This window comes from Flavonifractor sp. An112 (assembly GCF_002161085.1).
Lineage (GTDB): Bacteria > Bacillota > Clostridia > Oscillospirales > Oscillospiraceae > Flavonifractor > Flavonifractor avicola.
Window position 1 is genome coordinate 96,765 of sequence record NZ_NFLU01000004.1, and the last position, 18,529, is coordinate 115,293.

General features: G+C 59.9%; 11 protein-coding genes and 2 pseudogenes. All 13 read left to right on the forward strand.

Features of this window, described 5'->3' with window-relative positions:
* The first annotated feature begins 24 nt into the window (after positions 1-24).
* The 13 genes and pseudogenes from B5E56_RS04960 (at position 25) to B5E56_RS05020 (ending at position 18,507) form a co-directional block, all read left to right on the forward strand.
* Positions 25-1,527, forward strand: a complete 1,503-nt coding sequence (locus tag B5E56_RS04960; RefSeq protein ID WP_087388888.1) for a tagaturonate reductase — start codon at positions 25-27, stop codon at positions 1,525-1,527.
* Entirely contained in the window at positions 1,524-3,002 is a 1,479-nt protein-coding gene (locus B5E56_RS04965) for a UxaA family hydrolase (RefSeq protein ID WP_087388889.1), read from the forward strand. The genes B5E56_RS04960 and B5E56_RS04965 overlap by 4 nt, the downstream gene beginning before the upstream one ends.
* Before the next feature lie 124 nt (positions 3,003-3,126).
* Complete coding sequence (gene pyk / locus B5E56_RS04970) at positions 3,127-4,560, forward strand: pyruvate kinase (RefSeq protein WP_087388890.1); 1,434 nt, start codon at positions 3,127-3,129, stop codon at positions 4,558-4,560.
* Positions 4,561-4,746: 186 nt separating this feature from the next.
* Positions 4,747-6,030, forward strand: coding sequence for a response regulator (locus B5E56_RS04975; RefSeq protein ID WP_087388891.1), 1,284 nt, complete (start codon positions 4,747-4,749; stop codon positions 6,028-6,030).
* Entirely contained in the window at positions 6,027-7,748 is a 1,722-nt protein-coding gene (locus B5E56_RS04980) for a cache domain-containing sensor histidine kinase (protein WP_343214227.1), read from the forward strand. The genes B5E56_RS04975 and B5E56_RS04980 overlap by 4 nt, the downstream gene beginning before the upstream one ends.
* Before the next feature lie 34 nt (positions 7,749-7,782).
* Positions 7,783-8,439: pseudogene (locus B5E56_RS04985) on the forward strand (substrate-binding domain-containing protein); the annotation flags it as partial.
* A gap of 53 nt (positions 8,440-8,492) precedes the next feature.
* Positions 8,493-9,410: pseudogene (locus B5E56_RS04990) on the forward strand (substrate-binding domain-containing protein); the annotation flags it as partial.
* Positions 9,411-9,607: 197 nt separating this feature from the next.
* Positions 9,608-11,116, forward strand: a complete 1,509-nt coding sequence (locus B5E56_RS04995) for a sugar ABC transporter ATP-binding protein (RefSeq protein ID WP_087388894.1) — start codon at positions 9,608-9,610, stop codon at positions 11,114-11,116.
* A gap of 131 nt (positions 11,117-11,247) precedes the next feature.
* Positions 11,248-12,903, forward strand: coding sequence for an ABC transporter permease subunit (locus B5E56_RS05000; RefSeq protein ID WP_087388895.1), 1,656 nt, complete (start codon positions 11,248-11,250; stop codon positions 12,901-12,903).
* 189 nt (positions 12,904-13,092) lie between these two features.
* A complete protein-coding gene (locus tag B5E56_RS05005; protein WP_087388896.1) occupies positions 13,093-14,379 on the forward strand; it encodes a galactokinase in 1,287 nt (428 codons plus the stop codon).
* 40 nt (positions 14,380-14,419) lie between these two features.
* Entirely contained in the window at positions 14,420-15,412 is a 993-nt protein-coding gene (gene galE, locus B5E56_RS05010) for a UDP-glucose 4-epimerase GalE (protein WP_087388897.1), read from the forward strand.
* A gap of 2 nt (positions 15,413-15,414) precedes the next feature.
* Complete coding sequence (gene galT, locus B5E56_RS05015) at positions 15,415-16,905, forward strand: UDP-glucose--hexose-1-phosphate uridylyltransferase (protein ID WP_087388898.1); 1,491 nt, start codon at positions 15,415-15,417, stop codon at positions 16,903-16,905.
* Positions 16,906-17,235: 330 nt separating this feature from the next.
* A complete protein-coding gene (locus B5E56_RS05020) occupies positions 17,236-18,507 on the forward strand; it encodes a hypothetical protein (protein WP_087388899.1) in 1,272 nt (423 codons plus the stop codon).
* The last annotated feature ends 22 nt before the right edge of the window (positions 18,508-18,529 follow it).

Sequence of the window (18,529 nt, forward strand, 5' to 3'; positions counted from 1 at the left end):
TGTCTGTTTCAAAGGAGGGTCGGGATGAAAACATTAAATTATCAGGTGTTGAAGGAGAGCGGCTACACCGGCTATGTGCTGGAGGAGGGGCCGGAAAAGGTGCTCCAGTTTGGCGAGGGCAACTTCCTGCGGGCCTTTGCTGATTGCTGGTTCGATCTGGCCAACGAGCGGGTGGGGTGGAACGGTAAGTGTGTGCTGGTCCAGCCCATCCCCCAGGGCCTGGCAAAAGAGATCAACGCCCAGCAGGGGCTGTATACCCTGTGCCTGCGGGGACGGGAAAACGGCCAGCCGGTGGACCGGCGGCGGGTGATCTCGGCGGTGAGCCGCTGCCTCAACCCCTATGAGGGGGAGGATTATCAGGCCATGCTGGAGGTGGCTATCTCCCCGGAGCTGGAGTACATCGTGTCCAACACCACCGAGGCGGGCATCGTCTACGACCCTACCTGTAAGCTGGAGGATCAGCCTCCTGCATCCTTTCCCGCCAAGCTGACCCAGGTGCTCTACCGCCGATGGCAGGCGGGGCAGCCGGGCCTGGTGATCCTGTCCTGTGAGCTGATCGACAACAACGGAACGATTCTGCAGGACTGTGTGGAGCGCCACGCCGCCCAGTGGGGGCTGGAGGAGACCTTTGTGGAGTGGCTAAAGGGATGTACTTTCTGCTCTACCTTGGTGGACCGCATCGTGCCCGGCCGCATCCGGGACCGGGAGGAGCAGGCTGGACTGGAGACGGAGCTGGGTTATGCTGACCCCCTGTTGGACGTGGGGGAGGTGTTCGGCGTCTGGGTGATCCAGGGGCCGGAATGGTTGGCGGACAAGCTGCCCTTCCGTGCCGCCGGGCTCAACTGTCCGGTGGTGCCCGATGTGACCCCCTACAAGCACCGGAAGGTGCGGATACTCAACGGTGGACACACCGGCTTTGTGCCGGGGGCCTACCTGGCGGGCTTTGATATCGTCCGGGACTGCATGGCCCACCCGGTGGTGCGGGGCTTTCTGGAGCAAATGCTCTACCGGGAGATCATCCCCACCCTGGAGCTGGACCGGGCCGACCTGGAGCAGTTTGCCCAGGCGGTGGAGGACCGGTTTGACAATCCCTTTGTGGACCACGCCCTGCTGAGCATCTGCCTGAACACCGTGTCCAAGTGGCGGGCGCGGAATCTGCCCAGCCTGCTGGCCTACCAGCGGCAGACGGGACAGCTGCCACCCTGCCTCACCATGAGTCTGGCGGCGGCCATTCAGTTTTACTGTGGGCATATGGAGGAACTGACCGGGCAGGGACTGGTCTGCCGCCGGAGCGACGGCACAGCCTACACTGTCTCCGATGACCGGTGGGTGCTGAAGTTTTGCTGGGCCCACCGGGGGGACAGTGCCGGGGAACTGGTACAGGCCATCCTGAGCCACGAGCAGATGTGGGGTATGGACCTGACGTCGGTGGACGGCCTGACGGCGGCGGTGACGGCAGATCTGGAGAAGATCCGGACCGACGGGGTGCTGGCCGCATATGCCGCCTGTCTGGAGGAAGACGCATGAAGCTGATCCAGATTCAGATGGGAGACAATGTGGCGGTGGCCCTGTCCCCGGTTGAGGCGGGGGAGCAGGTAAGCGTTGGGGTATGGACTCTGACAGCGGCGGAGTCCATCCCTCAGGGACATAAGCTGGCGCTTGTGCCGCTGAAGCCGGGAGATCTGGTGTACAAATATGGCTGCGCCATCGGACGGGTCACCAATCCCGTGCCGGCAGGCGGGTGGGTCCACACCCACAACATGACCACCAATCTGTCCGCCCACACCCACTTCTCCTACCGCCCAACGGTACAGGCTCTGGAGTCGGAGGAGCCGGAGCAGTTTCTGGGCTATCTGCGGCCGAATGGCCGGGTGGCAACACGCAACGAGATCTGGGTACTGCCCACCGTGGGCTGCGTCAACGAGATCGCCTGCCAGCTGGCGGCCGGCAACCAGGACCTGGTGGGGGGGAGCGTGGAAGGGCTTTACGCCTTTCCTCACCCCTACGGATGCAGCCAGACGGGGACGGACCACGCCAACACCCGGGCCATCCTGGCTGGACTGGCCCGCCATCCCAACGCGGCGGCGGTGCTGGTGGTGGGGCTGGGATGCGAGAACCTGCAATGCAGCCAGCTGATGGAGGATCTGGGAGCGGAGGCAGCGGAGCGGGTGAAGTTCCTGGTGTGCCAGCAGGTGGAGGACGAACTGGCGGCAGGCCGGGCCTTGCTGGAGGAGTGTGCCGCCTATGCCGCTCAGTTCCAGCGCCAACCGGTGCCGGTGAGCAAGCTGGTGGTGGGCCTCAAGTGCGGCGGCTCCGACGGCCTGTCCGGCATCACCGCCAACCCGGTGGTGGGCCGGTTCAGTGATCTGCTGGTGGCCCGGGGAGGCAGCACCATCCTCACCGAGGTGCCCGAGATGTTTGGCGCCGAGGAACTGCTGCTGGGCCGCTGTGCCGACGAAGGGGTGTTCCGTCAGGCAGCGGAGATGCTCCAGGGCTTCCGGGATTATTTTGTCTCTCACGGCGAAAACGTCTACGAAAATCCCTCTCCCGGCAATAAGAGTGGGGGGATCACCACCCTGGAGGACAAATCCTGCGGCTGCGTCCAGAAGGGAGGCACCGCCCCCATCGTGGGGGTGGTGCCCTATGGCGGGCAGGTAGTGCGGCACGGATTAAATCTGCTGTGGGGTCCGGGTAACGACCTGGTGTCCACCACCGCCCTCAGCGCGGCGGGAGCCCACCTGATCCTCTTCACCACCGGGCGGGGCACGCCTTTCGGCGCGCCGGCCCCCACCTTGAAGATTTCCAGCAACAAGGCGCTGGCCGCCCGCAAGCCGGGGTGGATCGACTTTGACGCCGGCAGCGTGGCGGAGGGGGAGTCCATTGACCAGGCGGCCCGGCGGCTCTTCCATCTGGTGCTCCGCACGGCCGGAGGCGCTCCCACCAAAAGCGAGGAGGCTGGCCGCCGGGGGATCGCTATCTTCAAGGACGGCGTGACACTGTAAAGGACCATGGAAATTTCCACATGGTAGGATGAAAAATCCTTCTTTCCAAAACAGGATAAATCAGGTAAACTATAGCTAGTTATGTTAGGCCCCACAGGGACCACATCTGTTATGGAGGTAGGACATGAGAAAGACGAAAATCATCTGTACCCTCGGTCCGGCAGTGGACGACGAGGAGACCCTGCGCAAGCTGATTCTCAAGGGCATGAACGCCGCCCGCTTCAACTTTTCTCACGGCACCCATGAGACCCACCTGGCCCAGCTCACCAAGCTGAAGCGGGTCCGGGACGGATTGGGCGCGCCGGTGGCCACCATTCTGGATACCAAGGGCCCCGAGATCCGGGTCAAGACCTTTGAAAACAGCCCAGTGACCCTGGAGCGGGGACAGACCTTTGTGCTCCACACCGACGATGTGCCCGGCGATCAGAATCAGGTGTCGGTGACCTATCAGAACCTGCATAACGAAGTGGGACCTGGCTGCCGTATCCTGGTGGATGACGGCCTCATTGAGCTGAAAGTGGAGCGCATCGAAGGCGCCAGCATTGTTTGCGAGGTGGAGAACGGCGGCCCCCTGTCCAGTAACAAGTCTATCAACATCCCCGACGTACATATCCACCTGCCCTCCCTCACCGACAAGGACCGGGACGATATCAAGTTCGCCGTGGAGAACGACTTTGACTTCATCGCCGCCTCTTTTGTTCGCAAGGCCAGCGATGTAGAGGATATCCGGGCTGAGCTCCACAAGCATGAGGGGGGCGACAAGGTCCAGATCATCGCCAAAATCGAGAACCGAGAGGGCGTGGACAACATCGAGTCCATCCTTGCCGCCTCCGACGGCATCATGGTGGCACGAGGCGACCTGGGTGTGGAGATCCCTGCCCACGAGGTGCCCATCCTCCAGAAGCAGATGATCAAGGCCGCCACCCAGAAGGGTCTGCCGGTCATCACCGCCACCCAGATGCTGGACTCTATGATCCGCAACCCCCGACCCACCCGGGCAGAGGTGTCCGATGTGGCCAATGCCGTGTTTGACGGCACCTCCTGCGTCATGCTTTCCGGCGAGACTGCCTCCGGCAAGTATCCGATCGAGGCTCTGGAGACCATGGTAGCCACCGTCACCGCCGCCGAGGAGGCCATCGACTACTGGGGCCGGTTCCGGGAGCGCAATCTGCTGCCGGAGATCGGCGGCATCAGCGATGCCATCACCCACACCTGCTGTCTGACCGCCATGGACCTGGGGGCGACGGCCATTCTGGCCCCCACCAAGTCGGGCTACACCGCCAAGGTGATCTCCCGTTTCCGTCCCGGCTGCAACATCATTTCCCTGACTCAAAGCGAGTCCACCCGCCGTCAGCTGGCCATCTCCTGGGGTGTCCACCCCTATCTTTGCGGCGAGGTGGATTCCACCGACCGGATGTTCTCCCTGGCTGTGGATGTGGCCCGGAAGGAGGGGGTGGTGAAGCCCGGCGAGACCGTGGTCATCACCGCCGGCGTACCCCTGGGCAAGTCGGGCACCACCAACCTGATTAAGGCTCAAGTGGTGGAAGAAGGACTGTAAACTTCTATATTCCAGGAAAAGAACCGGACGTTGTCGGCGTCCGGTTCTTTTATACTTTGGAAAGAAATGACAGGGTACGATGAGAGGTGTTGAGAGCCGGCAAACGATCTGGTATAATGTGTCTAACGGAATCCAAGAACGGGGAGCGGACTGTCCGGCACCCTGATAGAAAGGATAGGTGCCCCAATGGCTGCAAAGACGCAGTATACCGTGGTCGTGGCCGACGATGAGGACGAGCTGAGAGAAGCGGTGTGTACCATGATTCCCTGGCAGGACTATGGATTTTGCCTGGTGGGGAGCGCCAGCAATGGACTGGATGCCCTCCAGCTGGTGGAAAAACACGCCCCCGACCTGCTGCTTACCGACATCAGGATGCCCTTTATCTCAGGTATTGAGCTGGCCCGGCAGGTGCGGGAGGTGCGCCCTGCCACTAACATCGCCTTTTTGAGCGGCTATGACGATTTTGAATACGCCAAGCAGGCCATTCAGTATAACATCATCAGCTATATGCTCAAGCCTCTGACTATGGAAGGATTGGGCGCGGAACTGTGTACCATCCGAAAAAAGATCGACGCCCAATATGCCATGTTCCGGCAGACCGGGCCTCGTGCCGATGGGTCCGACCTGCGGACAGCCATGCTGATGCCCCTGGTGCTGGACGACTACGCCGAGCTGGAAGGGGAGGTCCAGGCAGAGGGCTATGCCCGGCAGTGCGGCCTGTTGCGGGATGTGGATGACAGGCCGGGCTATACCGTAATGGTATCCACCCTGCTCAATGAGGACGGCGGCAACGTCACCGAGCCATCCTTTGTGGCCTCGGTGGACCGGTTGGCCTCCAAGTACCTGCGGAGCGTCAGCTTTTTTGCATCCGGAAAGGTGATTTCGGTGCTGCTTGGCAATGCGTCGGACTTTGACGAATATCTCCACATCCTGGCCGACGAGATCCCTCAGATGGCGGACAGGGTGTTGGGCAAGCGTTGCCGCATCGGCGTCAGCCGGGTGGTGAGGGCCCTGACCGATCTGCACGGCGCCTATCGGGAGGCCATGGAGGCTCTGCGCCAGGGGGATCGGACGGAGGGAGGCGCCCAGTTCATCAGCGACCTGGCTCCCGCGGTCAAGGGCGGCGAACTGCTGTGCAAGCGGGCTCTGGAGGCCCTGGACCAGCACTATATGGAGGCCGATTTGTCTCTGGTGTCCCTTAGCGGGATGCTGACTGTCAGCCCCAATCATCTCAGCGCCTGCATCAAGAAGTACACCGGTGAGACCTTCATTAACATCCTGATCCGCAAGCGAATGGAGGCTGCCCGGGAACTGTTGACTACCTCCGGACTGAAGGTGCAGGAGGTTTCCCAGCGCTGCGGTTATACCGACCAGCACTATTTCAGCTACTGTTTTAAAAAATATTGCGGAGAATCTCCCAATGCCATGCGCCGCAGGCTGGAGCAGGAAAGGCTGGGTGAGGACGCGTGAAAGGGCGCGGCACGGCCCGGAAAGGCCTGCGTATCACCACCATTCTGGTAGCCATGGTGGTGGGAGTGGTGGCAGTCATCCTCTGCTGCTGCATCCTGCTGTTTTTGGACCGTTATCGGGATGCCATGGTGCAGAATGCCCGCACCAGCAGCAGCCAGGCGGTATCCCAGGTGTCCACAACGGTGGCCAACTACCTGGGAGATATGGAGCAGGCTATGGAGCTGGTGGAGCAGTCCATGCTGGAAAGTGCGGACAGCCGGGATAAGCTGCTCACTGCTTTTTTGAATTTCCGGCCCGATGTGGTGGCGGTAACCAGCTACTCCTCCGACGGAGCGCTGCTGGACTGCTGGTCCCTGGGGCGGGAACCCAGAGAGACCATCTATGAGAACCTCTCCTTTGATCTGGAGAAAGCCAGGACCGCGCAGGCTCCCTATATGATGGCGCCCCATGTGGAGACTATTTTTGAGAGTTACTACCCCTGGGTGGTGACCATGACTGCTCCGCTGGAGCAGGGGGGAGGAGCCGCCTGGGTCTCTCTGGATCTGAGCTTTTCCAGTATTTCAAGCTATATCAATAACATCAGTATCGGCCAGCGGGGCTACTGCTTTTTGATGGACGGGGCGGGCAATATCGTCTACCATCCTCAGCAGCAGCTGCTGTACGCTGGCCTTAAAACGGAGAATACCACGGCGCTGGCCGAGCTGGATGACGGCTCCTATGCCGACGATACGGTGATTTACAGCCTGACCGGCGTGGCGGGCAGCGACTGGCGGGTGGTGGGCGTCAGCTATGTGGACGAGCTGGTCAACCGCGGTGTACGGGAAATGATCCAACTGTCTCTGTTTTTGGCGGTTGTAGTGCTGGCGGCGGCAGTGCTGACCAGCTGGCTGCTCTTCCGCCTGCTGGGCCGCCCCCTGCGGGGGCTGGCCGCCGCCATGGAGAACTTTGAGACCGATGCAGACCACTTTACCTATCATCCGGTGGGCGGTACCCGGGAGGTACAGGAGCTCTCCGAGTCCTTTGAGCATATGGTGCTGCGGATCCAGCGGCTGATGACCACCGTGCGGGAGGAGGAGGTCAACCTCCGCAAGACAGAGCTGAAAGCCCTTCAGGCCCAGATCAACCCCCACTTCCTCTATAATACGCTGGACTCCATTGCCTGGATGTGCGAGCAGGGCCGCAACGCCGAGGCCGTCAAGATGGTCCACGCCCTGGCCCGGCTGTTCCGCATCAGCATCAGCAAGGGCCATGAGCTTATCCCCATCGCCAAGGAGATCGAACACGCAGAGAGCTATCTTCAGATTCAGAAGTACCGCTATAAAAACCAATTTACCTATGAATTTAATGTAGACCCCGAGTGCCTGGATTATTACTGCAATAAGATTACCCTTCAGCCCATCATTGAGAACGCCATCAACCACGGTCTGGATCTGATGGTGGATGAGGGACACATCTGGGTACAGGTGCGGCAGGAGGGAGAGGATATCCTGTTCCGTGTGCTGGACAACGGGGTTGGTATGAGCAAGGAGCAGCTCAGCTCCATCCTCCAGCATGATCCCAAGGATCGCACCGGCATCGGTATTAAAAACGTCAACGACCGGCTGAAGATCTACTTTGGTAAGCAGTACGGGCTGCATATCAGCAGCGAGCCCGATGTGGGTACCTGCGTGGAGATCCTGATGCCCAAGATACAGGAGGGGGATTATGAGGCGAAATAAATACATCCCCCTGCTGCTGGCAGCCCTGTTTGGCATGGCGCTGGGCGGCTGCGGGGGAAGCGGAGGGACCACGGAGCAATATACCGTGGCGTTGGTGGCAAAATCCACCCAGACGGAATTCTGGCTGTCGGTCTTTGCCGGGGCGGAGGCGGCTGCCACGGAGTACAATATGGAGCTGACCATTGTGGGACCGGAGACCGAGGAGGACTACGAGACCCAGAACCAGATGGTGGAGGAGGCGGCCAGGGACGGCGCGGACGCCATTGTTTTCTCTGCCATTGATTTTGAAAACAACGCTGCCTCCATTGACAGTGCGGCCCAGCAAGGCGTCAGGATTGTGGCCATCGACAGCAATGTGGCATCCGACCAGGTGAGTACCTACATCGGTACGGACAACTACGCCGCCGGACAGATGGCGGCCCAGGCCGCATTGGACCGGGTGGAAGGTCCGTTGAAGGTGGGGGTGGTCAATTACGACATCAGCAGTGCCAACGGCCAGGAGCGGGAGCGGGGAGCCACCGACCTCTTTTTGAAGAGTGGTCGGGCGGAGATCGTCTCGGTCATTAACACACTGGCCGATGCAGAACAAGCGCAGACGGATACCGCCGCTCTGCTGCGGGCATACTCAGAGATCAACGTGCTGGTGGCCTTCAATGAGCCCACCAGTGTGGGTGCGGCCAGAGCAGTGGAAGAGGCAGGACGCTCGGATGACCTGTTCCTGGTGGGCTTCGATTCCAATGTGATCACCATGACTCCATTGCCCGTACCCGCGGCGTCCGCGCTGCTCTGGGCACCGGCGTTGAGAAGGACGGTGCCATCGACAGCACTCCTGTCGGCACCAACGCTGACGGCTCCTCCACCGTCGTGAAGGACGGCTCCATCGAGGTGGACGGCACCACTTACATCATCCGCGAGCTGGCTTCTCAGGAGATGAAGAACTCCGCCGGCGCCACTTGGGACGCTGCCACCGCCGGCAACGCCATCGGTACCTGGGCTTCCTCCTTCGGCGATCAGATCGACATCGTTGCCTCCAACAACGACGGCATGGGTATGTCCATGTTCAACGCTTGGTCCAAGGAGAACAAGGTTCCCACCTTCGGCTATGACGCAAACTCTGACGCCGTTGCCGCTATCGCGGAAGGTTACGGCGGCACCATCAGCCAGCACGCCGACGTGCAGGCCTACCTGACCCTGCGTGTGCTGCGCAACGCTCTGGACGGCGTGGACGTTGACATGGGTATCGGCACCGAGGACGACGCCGGCAACGTGCTGACCGACGACGTGTTCTATTATGACGAGGCGACCCGCTCCTACTACGCTCTGAACGTGGCCGTCACCGCTGAGAACTACGAGCAGTTCCTGGACTCCACCGTGACCTACGAGCCTGTTTCCAAGCAGCTGGACGCCACTGCTCACCCCACCAAGAACGTGTGGCTGAACATCTACAACTCCGCTGATAACTTCCTGGGTTCCACCTATCAGCCCCTGCTGCAGAAGTACGACGATCTGCTGAACCTGAACGTGGAGTACATCGCTGGCGACGGTCAGACCGAGTCCAACATCACCAACCGTCTGGGCAACCCCAGCGCCTATGACGCCTTCGCCATCAACATGGTGAAGACTGACAACGCCGCTTCCTACACCGGCATTCTGAGCCAGTAATTGTGAGCGCGGCCGCTAAGGTCAAACTGAATCAGAACTAAGAACCGCTTGCTATTAGGGAGAAGGAATTCTCCGTACGGGAGGAGGAACTCTCCGTTCGGGAGAAGGAATTCTCCCTAATAGCGCATTTTAGTGAAAAACCGGCAGAATCAGACTTTTCGCTGAAACTGCTAATATGCAAAACGGGAGTAACGAGAATGGCAGATGCGAAAGATGATATTGTCCTGTCAATCCGTGGTATGTGCAAATCCTTTGGCCGGAACCGGGTGCTGGACCACATCAATCTGGATGTGAAGCGGGGCACGGTCATGGGACTTATGGGCGAGAACGGCGCCGGTAAGTCTACCATGATGAAGTGCCTTTTTGGTACCTACCAAAAGGACGAAGGCAAGATCTTCCTCAATGGTAAGGAGATCAGCTTTTCCGGCCCCAAGGACGCCCTGGAAAACGGGATTGCCATGGTGCACCAGGAGTTAAACCAGTGCCTGGAACGGAACGTCATCGATAACCTGTTCCTGGGCCGCTATCCCACCAACTCCGCAGGTATTGTGGATGAAGGCGGGATGAAGAAAAAGGCCTCCGAGCTGTTCCGAAAGCTCGGTATGACCGTCAACCTGACCCAGCCAATGCGGAATATGTCCGTTTCGCAGCGGCAGATGTGTGAGATCGCCAAAGCAATTTCCTATAATTCGCAGGTGATCGTGCTGGACGAGCCCACTTCCTCTCTGACCGTGCAGGAAGTGGACAAACTCTTTGAAATGATGCGGATGCTGAAGGAGCAGGGCATCGCTCTGATCTACATTTCCCATAAGATGGATGAGATCTTTGAGATTTGCGATGAGATCTCGGTCCTGCGGGACGGTAATCTGGTCATGACCAAGCCCTCCAAGGAGACCAATATGAACGAGCTGATCACCGCTATGGTGGGCCGCTCCCTGGAGAGCCGCTTCCCGCCGGTGGACAATCAGCCGGGAGACACTATCCTCTCGGTGCAGCACCTGTCCACCAAGTACGCGCCTCATCTTCAGGACATCACCTTTGACGTCCGGGAGGGCGAGATCTTCGGCCTGTATGGCCTGGTGGGCGCCGGTCGTACCGAGCTTCTGGAGACCATCTTCGGTGTGCGTACCCGCGCGGCTGGGCGGGTGTATTTCAAAAACCGGCTGATGAACTTCAACAGCGCCAAAGAGGCTATTGAACATGGTTTTGCCATGATCACCGAAGAGCGTAAAGCCAACGGCCTGTTCCTTAAGTGTGACCTTACCTTTAACACTACCATTGCCAACCTGCAGCAGTACAAGTCCGGTGTGGCTCTGTCCACGCCCAAGATGGTGAAGGCCACCAACAAGGAGATCAAGGTCATGCACACCAAGTGCATGGGACCGGACGACATGATTACCAGCCTGTCCGGCGGTAACCAGCAGAAGGTCATCTTCGGCAAGTGGCTGGAGCGGGAGCCCCAGGTATTTATGATGGACGAGCCTACCCGCGGCATCGACGTGGGCGCCAAGTATGAGATCTATGAGCTGATCATTCAAATGGCCAAGCAGGGAAAGACCATCATCGTGGTCTCTTCCGAGATGCCTGAGATTCTGGGCATCACCAACCGGATCGGCGTGATGTCCAACGGACACCTGTCCGGTATCGTCAACACCAAGGAGACCAATCAGGAGGAGCTTTTGCGCTTGAGTGCAAAGTACCTGTAATGGTGGAGGGGACAAAGCATACGTGCTTTGTGTGTATTGCAACAAAGGCTGAACGCCATGATATGGTAAGGCCCCGCAGATCACCCGTACAGCGGATGATCTGAGCGACATTATAGTGGGAGAAATTGCTTATGGTAGCAAATAATTCGAAAATTCTGACGGCTGAGCAGGAGGAAAAACTGCGTCAGCCCATTGACGAGTATGTCGGTAAGATCCAGGCACAGATCGACGCCCTGCGGGCGGACGGCACAGACAAGGTTATCGACATTCAGAATAGCATTGACAGCCTGAAGCGGGATAAGATCTATACGGCCCAGGAGAAGGCTGCCAAGCTGAAGGAGTATCAGGCAGAGCTGGCAAAGGCCAAAGAGGTGGAGGCCAAGAACAAGGAGCAGGTTTCCAAGCTGATTGGCGATGCCGAGGCCTATCTGAAAGCACACTTTGACACCGACTATTATCAGGCGGTCACCGCCAGCTGCAAAGAAGAGAAGCAGCAGGCCCTGACCAATTACGCCGCAGCGGTGGATCAGCTCAACAAGGAGCATCAGGCGACCCTCTCCAAGCTGAGCGATCCCCACGAGATCAAGGACGAGAAATACGTCCACAAGAACCGCCTGTTTGACGCCAAGATGAAGCGGACCAAGGACCTGCAGGAGGTCAAGGACCGCCGCCATGCCGCCTTCGATCACAAGTTCCACCTGATCGATATGCTGCGGATGAGCAAGTTCACCTTCGGTGAGACCATGTCTCAGAAGTGGGAGAACTACAAGTACACCTTCAACCGCCGTGACTTCCTGCTGAGAAACGGCCTGTACATCGCCATTATCATTATTTTCATTGCCCTTTGTATTGCCACCCCGATCATCAAGAATGTCCAACTGCTGACGGTAAACAACGTGCTCAACATTCTGTCTCAGGCCTCTCCCAGAATGTTCCTGGCTCTGGGCGTGGCGGGACTCATCCTGCTGGCTGGTACCGACCTGTCCATCGGCCGTATGGTTGGTATGGGCATGACGGCAGCCACCATCGTAATGCACTCCGGCCCCAATACCGGCGGCGTGTTCGGTTACCTCTTTGACTTCTCCGGCATCCCCGTGATCGTCCGGGTGTTCCTGGCTCTGGTGGTCTGCATCGTGCTGTGCACCATCTTCACCACCATCGCCGGCTTCTTCACCGCCAAGTTCAAGATGCACCCCTTCATTTCCACCATGGCTACCATGCTGGTCATCTTCGGCCTGGTGACCTATTCCACCAAGGGCGTGTCCTTCGGCGGCATTGACTCCACCATTCCCGGCATGGTCATTCCCCGCATCAACGGCTTCCCCACCATCATCCTGTGGGCGGTAGCCGCCGTGGCGGTGGTGTGGTTCATCTGGAACAAGACCACCTTCGGCAAGAACCTGTTCGCTGTGGGCGGCAACCCTGAGGCCGCCGCGGTTTCCGGTATCTCCGTGTTCAAGGTCACTGTGGGCGCCTTCATCCTGGCCGGTGTGCTCTACGGCTTCGGTTCCTGGCTGGAGTGCCTGCGCATGACCGGTTCCGGCTCCGCCGCTTATGGCCAGGGCTGGGAAATGGATGCCATCGCGGCCTGCGTGGTGGGCGGCATCTCCTTCACCGGTGGTATCGGTAAGATCTCCGGCTGTGTGGTGGGCGTGTTCATCTTCACCGCCCTGACCTACTCTCTGACCACTCTGGGCATCGACACCAACCTGCAGTTCGTGTTCTCCGGCATCATCATCCTCGTGGCTGTTATGCTGGACTGCCTGAAGTACGTGCAGAAGAAGTAATTCCATCAAGCAAAAGCGCGAAGCCGCTGCAGGGCAGACGCGGGGGACCGCTCTGCTTTGCAGCGGTTTTTCTTTGTACACCGCTCTGTCAGGGATTGGATTTGAGGGCGGAATGTGCTATGATGAAAGAAACAGCCCGAGGAGTGGGGTCTGCCCGCTCTGTCCGGGACGCAAAAGGAGAGAAGAACCATGCAAGAACTGGGCGCTGTGCGTAACGCACTGAACGCAGGGGAGCTGGATGGCCCGCTGAAGGGCCTGCTGTGTCACGACCTTACCGCCGGCCGGAAACGGGTAGCGGATCTGCTGGATGGGTTTCAAAAGACCTTTGGGGCGGGGGAGAACACACCTGTGACCCTGTGCTCCGCCCCGGGCCGCACCGAGATCTGCGGCAACCATACCGATCATCAGCACGGCCGGGTGCTGGCCGGCGCGGTAGACCTGGACTTTTTGGCTTGCGCCGCCCCCAACGGCACCAACACCATCCGGTTCCAGTCTGAGGGCTGGCCCCTGGTGGAGGTGAACCTGGACACCCTGGAGCCCAAGGAAGAGGAGAAGGAGTCCACTGCTTCCCTGGTCCGGGGTATGGCGGCTCAGGCCGCCCAGCGGGGCTATCCTGTATCCGGCTTTGATGTATATGCCACCTCTGAGGTGCTGCCCGGCTCCGGCCTGTCCTCCTCGGCGGCCTGCGAGGTGCTGCTGGGTGTCATCGAGAATCATCTGTTCTGCCGGGACGAGCTGGACCCGGTGACAATTGCCCAGATGGGCCAGAAGGCAGAGAACATTTACTTCGGTAAGCCCAGCGGCCTGATGGACCAGACAGCTTCCTCCGTGGGCGGCGCGGTGGCCATCGATTTTGCTGACCCTGCCGCCCCTGTGGTGCGGACGGTAGCGGTGGATCTGGCCGGCCTGGGCTATGCCCTGTGTATCATCGACTCGGGGGCCAGCCACGCCGACCTGACGGCGGAGTACGCCGCAGTGCCCCAGGAGATGGGGGCGGTGGCAGCCTACTTTGGTAAACAGGTGCTGCGGGAAGTGGAGGAGGATCAGGTGATCCAGGCCCTGCCCCAGCTGCGGAAGGCGGTAGGGGACCGGGCGGTGCTCCGTGCCCTCCACTTCTTTGCCGACGACAAGCGGGTGAAGCTGGAGGCCGACGCCCTGGAGCAGGGAGATATGGATACCTTCCTGGAAGTGGTGAAACAGTCGGGCCGTTCCTCCTGGGATCTGCTCCAGAATATTACTCCCATCGGCGCGGTGAAGGAGCAGGCCATGGCGGTGGCCCTCACTGTGGCGGAGCGGGCTCTGTCCGGCCGGGGCGCTTGCCGGGTTCACGGCGGAGGCTTTGCCGGTACCATCCAGGCCTTTGTGCCGCTGGATCTGCTGGAGAGTTTCCGCAAGCAGGTGGAGGCCTGCCTGGGGGAGGGCAGCTGTCATGTGCTGTCCATCCGCCCTGTGGGCGGCACCGTTCTCTGGCCCTGAACAAGTGCATACAGTGAAGTGAAAGGAGCGCGTCTGAACAATGGCGATTTTGGTATTGGGCGGAGCCGGATATATCGGCTCCCACACGGTGTACGAACTGATCGAGGCCGGCCGGGACGTGGTGGTGGCCGACAACCTGCAGACTGGCTTCAAAGCCGCAGTCCATCCCAAGGCAAAATTCTATCAGCTGGACATCCGGGATCGGGGGGCTCTGGATACCCTGTTCCAGGCCGAGGACATCGAGGGCGTCATCCACTTTGCCGCCTCCTCCCAGGTGGGAGAGTCCATGTCCGATCCTCTGAAGTACTATGACAACAACCTCCACGGCACCATGGTGCTCCTCCAGTCCATGGTGGCCCACGGCGTGGACAAGATCGTATTCTCTTCCACCGCCGCCACCTACGGTGAGCCGGAGCGGGTGCCCATCCTGGAGGACGACCGTACTGTGCCCACCAACTGCTACGGCGAGACCAAGCTGTCCATGGAGCACATGATGAGCTGGGTTTCCAAGGCCCACGGCCTGAAATACGTGGCCCTGCGCTACTTCAACGCCTGCGGTGCCCATATCTCCGGCCAGATCGGCGAGGCCCACAATCCTGAGACCCATCTGATCCCCATCATTCTCCAGGTGCCCCTGGGCCAGCGGGAGGCGGTCAGCGTGTTTGGCGACGACTATCCCACCAAGGACGGCACCTGCATCCGGGATTATATCCATGTCACCGACCTGGCTCAGGCCCATATTCTGGCTCTGGATTACCTGCTCAAGGGCGGGGAGAACAACGTGTTCAACCTGGGCAACGGTGTGGGCTTTACCGTAAAGGAAGTAGTGGACGTGGCCCGGGCAGTTACCGGACACCCCATCCCCGCCAAGATGGCTCCCCGCCGGGCGGGCGATCCCGCTCAGCTCATCGCCTCTTCGGAGAAGGCCATCAAGGTGCTGGGCTGGAAGCCTCAGTACAACGACCTGAACACCATCGTGGCCTCCGCCTGGGCCTGGCATAAGAGCCATCCCAACGGCTTTGAGGAGGGCTGAGCATGGAGCGTGACCAGGCCATTGCCAAGCTGGTGTCCTACGCCGTGGAAAAGGGTCTTGTCCGGCCCGAGGAGCGGATTTGGGCAGTAAACACCCTGCTGGACATCCTGCGGGTGGACAGCTGCGCCCTGCCGGAAGTGGGACAGGTAGGGGAGGAGGAACTGCCCGCCATTTTGGGCGCCCTCACCGACGACGCCTGTGCCCGGGGAATGCTGCCCGAGGACACCGTAACTTACCGGGACCTGTTTGACACACGGCTTATGGGTGCCCTTACGCCTCGTCCCGCCCAGGTCATTGATACCTTCAACGACCTGTACCGTCAGGACCCCAAGGCGGCTACCGATTGGTACTATAAATTCAGCCAGGACACCAACTATATCCGCCGGGACCGCATTGCCAAGGACGTGCAGTGGAAGGCCCAGACCGAGTATGGCGAGCTGGACATCACCATCAATCTGTCCAAGCCGGAGAAGGACCCCAAGGCCATTGCGGCGGCCCGCAACCTGCCTGCTTCCGCCTATCCCCGGTGCCAGCTGTGTGCCGAGAATGAGGGCTATGCCGGACGGGTAAACCATCCCGCCCGCCAGAACCACCGCATTGTGCCCATTACCATTAACGGTTCTCCCTGGTTTTTGCAGTATTCTCCCTATGTGTATTACAATGAACACTGCATCTGCCTGAACAGTGTCCATACCCCCATGAAGATCGACAAGGCCTGCTTCGGCAAGCTGCTGGACTTCGTGGGTCAGTTCCCTCACTACTTCGTGGGGTCCAACGCCGACCTGCCCATTGTAGGCGGCTCCATCCTGGCCCACGACCATTTCCAGGGCGGCCGCTACACCTTCGCCATGGAGAAGGCTCCGGTGGAGACCCCCTTCACCTTCCCGGGCTATGAGGATGTGCAGGCCGGCATTGTCAAGTGGCCCATGTCGGTGGTGCGCCTTACCTGTGCCGATCCCCAGCGGCTCATCGACCTGGCCGACCGCATCCTGACCAGCTGGCGGGGCTATACCGATGAGAGCGCTTTCATCTACGCCGAGACCGACGGTGAGCCTCACAACACCATTACCCCCATCGCCCGGCGGCGGGGGAGCGACTACGAGCTGGACCTGGTGCTGCGCAACAACATCACCACCGAGGAGCATCCCCTGGGCGTCTATCACCCCCATGCCGAGCTCCACCACATCAAGAAGGAGAACATCGGCCTCATCGAGGTCATGGGCCTGGCGGTACTGCCTGCCCGGCTCAAGACTGAACTGGCGGCGGTGGCGGACAAGCTGGCACAGGGCGGCGACCTGCGCTCCGACCCGCTGACCGCACCCCACGCTGACTGGGCGGAGGGCTTTGCCTCCCAGATTACTCCTGACAACGCCCTGGACGTGGTCTACCACGAGACCGGCCTGGTGTTTGCCAAGGTGCTGGAGCACGCCGGCGTTTACGCCCGTACCCCGGAGGGTAAGGAGGCCTTCCTCCGTTTCCTGAGCCAGGTGTAAGACAGTTCAACTTCATACGGCTGAAATCCCCCGGCGCGATTAGCGCCGGGGGATTTTGCATATGCGGCTCTGTGAAATTCGGATATTCTGTAAGGTGCGTCCATCTTTCTATTGTCAGAGAGGAATAAATTGGGTATACTGGAAGAGATAAAATTGCAGAATCCAGTCGGAACTGGTCGGAACTGTGGGCCGGTGGCGGCACGCGGAGGGAAGACGGTGAAACGAGGAAAGAAATGGTGGGCGGACCGGCCTGCCCAGGCCGAAACAGCCCTTTCCCAAGACGCAATCAGCGGTATAAATCCAGAGATGAGTGCAGAGAGGAGCATGATCATGTTTGCGGATATGTTGGACAACTTCATGGACCTGTTTGACCTGGATGACCTGCCGAAAGAGCCGGACGATGGGCTTATGTCCCAGGCGGGAGAGCAGGAGCAGAACAGTGACCCGGTACTGGTGGACCTGGACGGGGACGGAATCCCCGATATGGTGGTCCAGCAGCAGGGGTTGGATTTGGACGGGGATGGCATTCTGGAGACCCAGCTGGTCAACCAGGCTTTTGACCTGGATGGAGACGGCATCATCGATGCCCAGCGGGTAAGTGTGGGTGTGGACGGTGACCTGGACGGAGTTGCCGATCTGAATGTGGATACCGTTGCTGTGGACCTAGATGGAGACGGTCTGGCTGATTATCAGCAGATGGGTATGGATCTGGATGGGGATGGTGTGTTTGAACGCCTGGACCAGTTTGTGGATCTGGACGGAGACGGCGTCTTTGATATGGCCCATACGGCCATGGACACAGATGGAGACGGCCGCTTCGATGCATTCCAGATGACGGAGGACCTGGATGGCGACGGCGTGTTCCACGGTGTGGAGCTTGCGCCCGACGACCGTGAACCTCAGGCGGACGACCAAAATCGTCCCGATGATCAGGACGATCAGATCTTTGACGACGAGGCGGACCCCTTCTACGAGCCTGAACCTCAGGCGGAAGTGGAGCCTCAGCCCGACCCCGGCTATGGCGCAGTTCCCAATTTTGAACCCTTTGATCCCGACCAGGCTGACCCGAGTAAGGTGATCGGCGATCCGGAAAGCGCCATGGAAAACTGGCACTGGCAGGAGACTGGAAGCAGTTGTGCGGTGGCTTCCCAGGAGTTTGTGCTGGAGGAGCTTACCGGACAGGAATTTGAGGAGTCGGACCTGCGGGATCTGGCCGAGGCCAACGGCTGGTATATGCCCCAGGCGGGTACCCCCATGGACGACGTGGGCAATATTCTGGAGCATATGGGACTGGACGTGGAGCGCAGCCAGGGCAATTCCATCGATGATATCGCTCAATGTCTCCAGGACGGCGGTCAGGTCATCGTGGCGGTGGACAGCAGCGAGCTGTGGGAAGGGGTCAATGACGACAACTTCGGCCCCGGTATGCAGGCCGATCACGCGGTACAGGTCATTGGCATCGACTATACCGACCCGGATGAGCCTATGGTGATCCTCAATGACCCCGGCGCCTCCAACGGCGGCGGCGCTCAGGTCCCTCTGGACGAGTTTATGGACGCCTGGGAGGACAGCGGCTGCTATATGGTGGAGGCTTACGCCTGAGGGAACAGACGTGTCATTGGTG

Excerpts from the sequence above, each read along its gene's own strand:
- B5E56_RS04960 (WP_087388888.1), top strand. The coding sequence starts at position 25 with ATGAAAACATTAAATTATCAGGTGTTGAAGGAGAGCGGCTACACCGGC.
- B5E56_RS04965 (WP_087388889.1), top strand. The coding sequence starts at position 1,524 with ATGAAGCTGATCCAGATTCAGATGGGAGACAATGTGGCGGTGGCCCTG.
- pyk (WP_087388890.1), top strand. The coding sequence starts at position 3,127 with ATGAGAAAGACGAAAATCATCTGTACCCTCGGTCCGGCAGTGGACGAC.
- B5E56_RS04975 (WP_087388891.1), top strand. The coding sequence starts at position 4,747 with ATGGCTGCAAAGACGCAGTATACCGTGGTCGTGGCCGACGATGAGGAC.
- B5E56_RS04995 (WP_087388894.1), top strand. The coding sequence starts at position 9,608 with ATGGCAGATGCGAAAGATGATATTGTCCTGTCAATCCGTGGTATGTGC.
- B5E56_RS05000 (WP_087388895.1), top strand. The coding sequence starts at position 11,248 with ATGGTAGCAAATAATTCGAAAATTCTGACGGCTGAGCAGGAGGAAAAA.
- B5E56_RS05005 (WP_087388896.1), top strand. The coding sequence starts at position 13,093 with ATGCAAGAACTGGGCGCTGTGCGTAACGCACTGAACGCAGGGGAGCTG.
- galE (WP_087388897.1), top strand. The coding sequence starts at position 14,420 with ATGGCGATTTTGGTATTGGGCGGAGCCGGATATATCGGCTCCCACACG.
- galT (WP_087388898.1), top strand. The coding sequence starts at position 15,415 with ATGGAGCGTGACCAGGCCATTGCCAAGCTGGTGTCCTACGCCGTGGAA.
- B5E56_RS05020 (WP_087388899.1), top strand. The coding sequence starts at position 17,236 with ATGTTTGCGGATATGTTGGACAACTTCATGGACCTGTTTGACCTGGAT.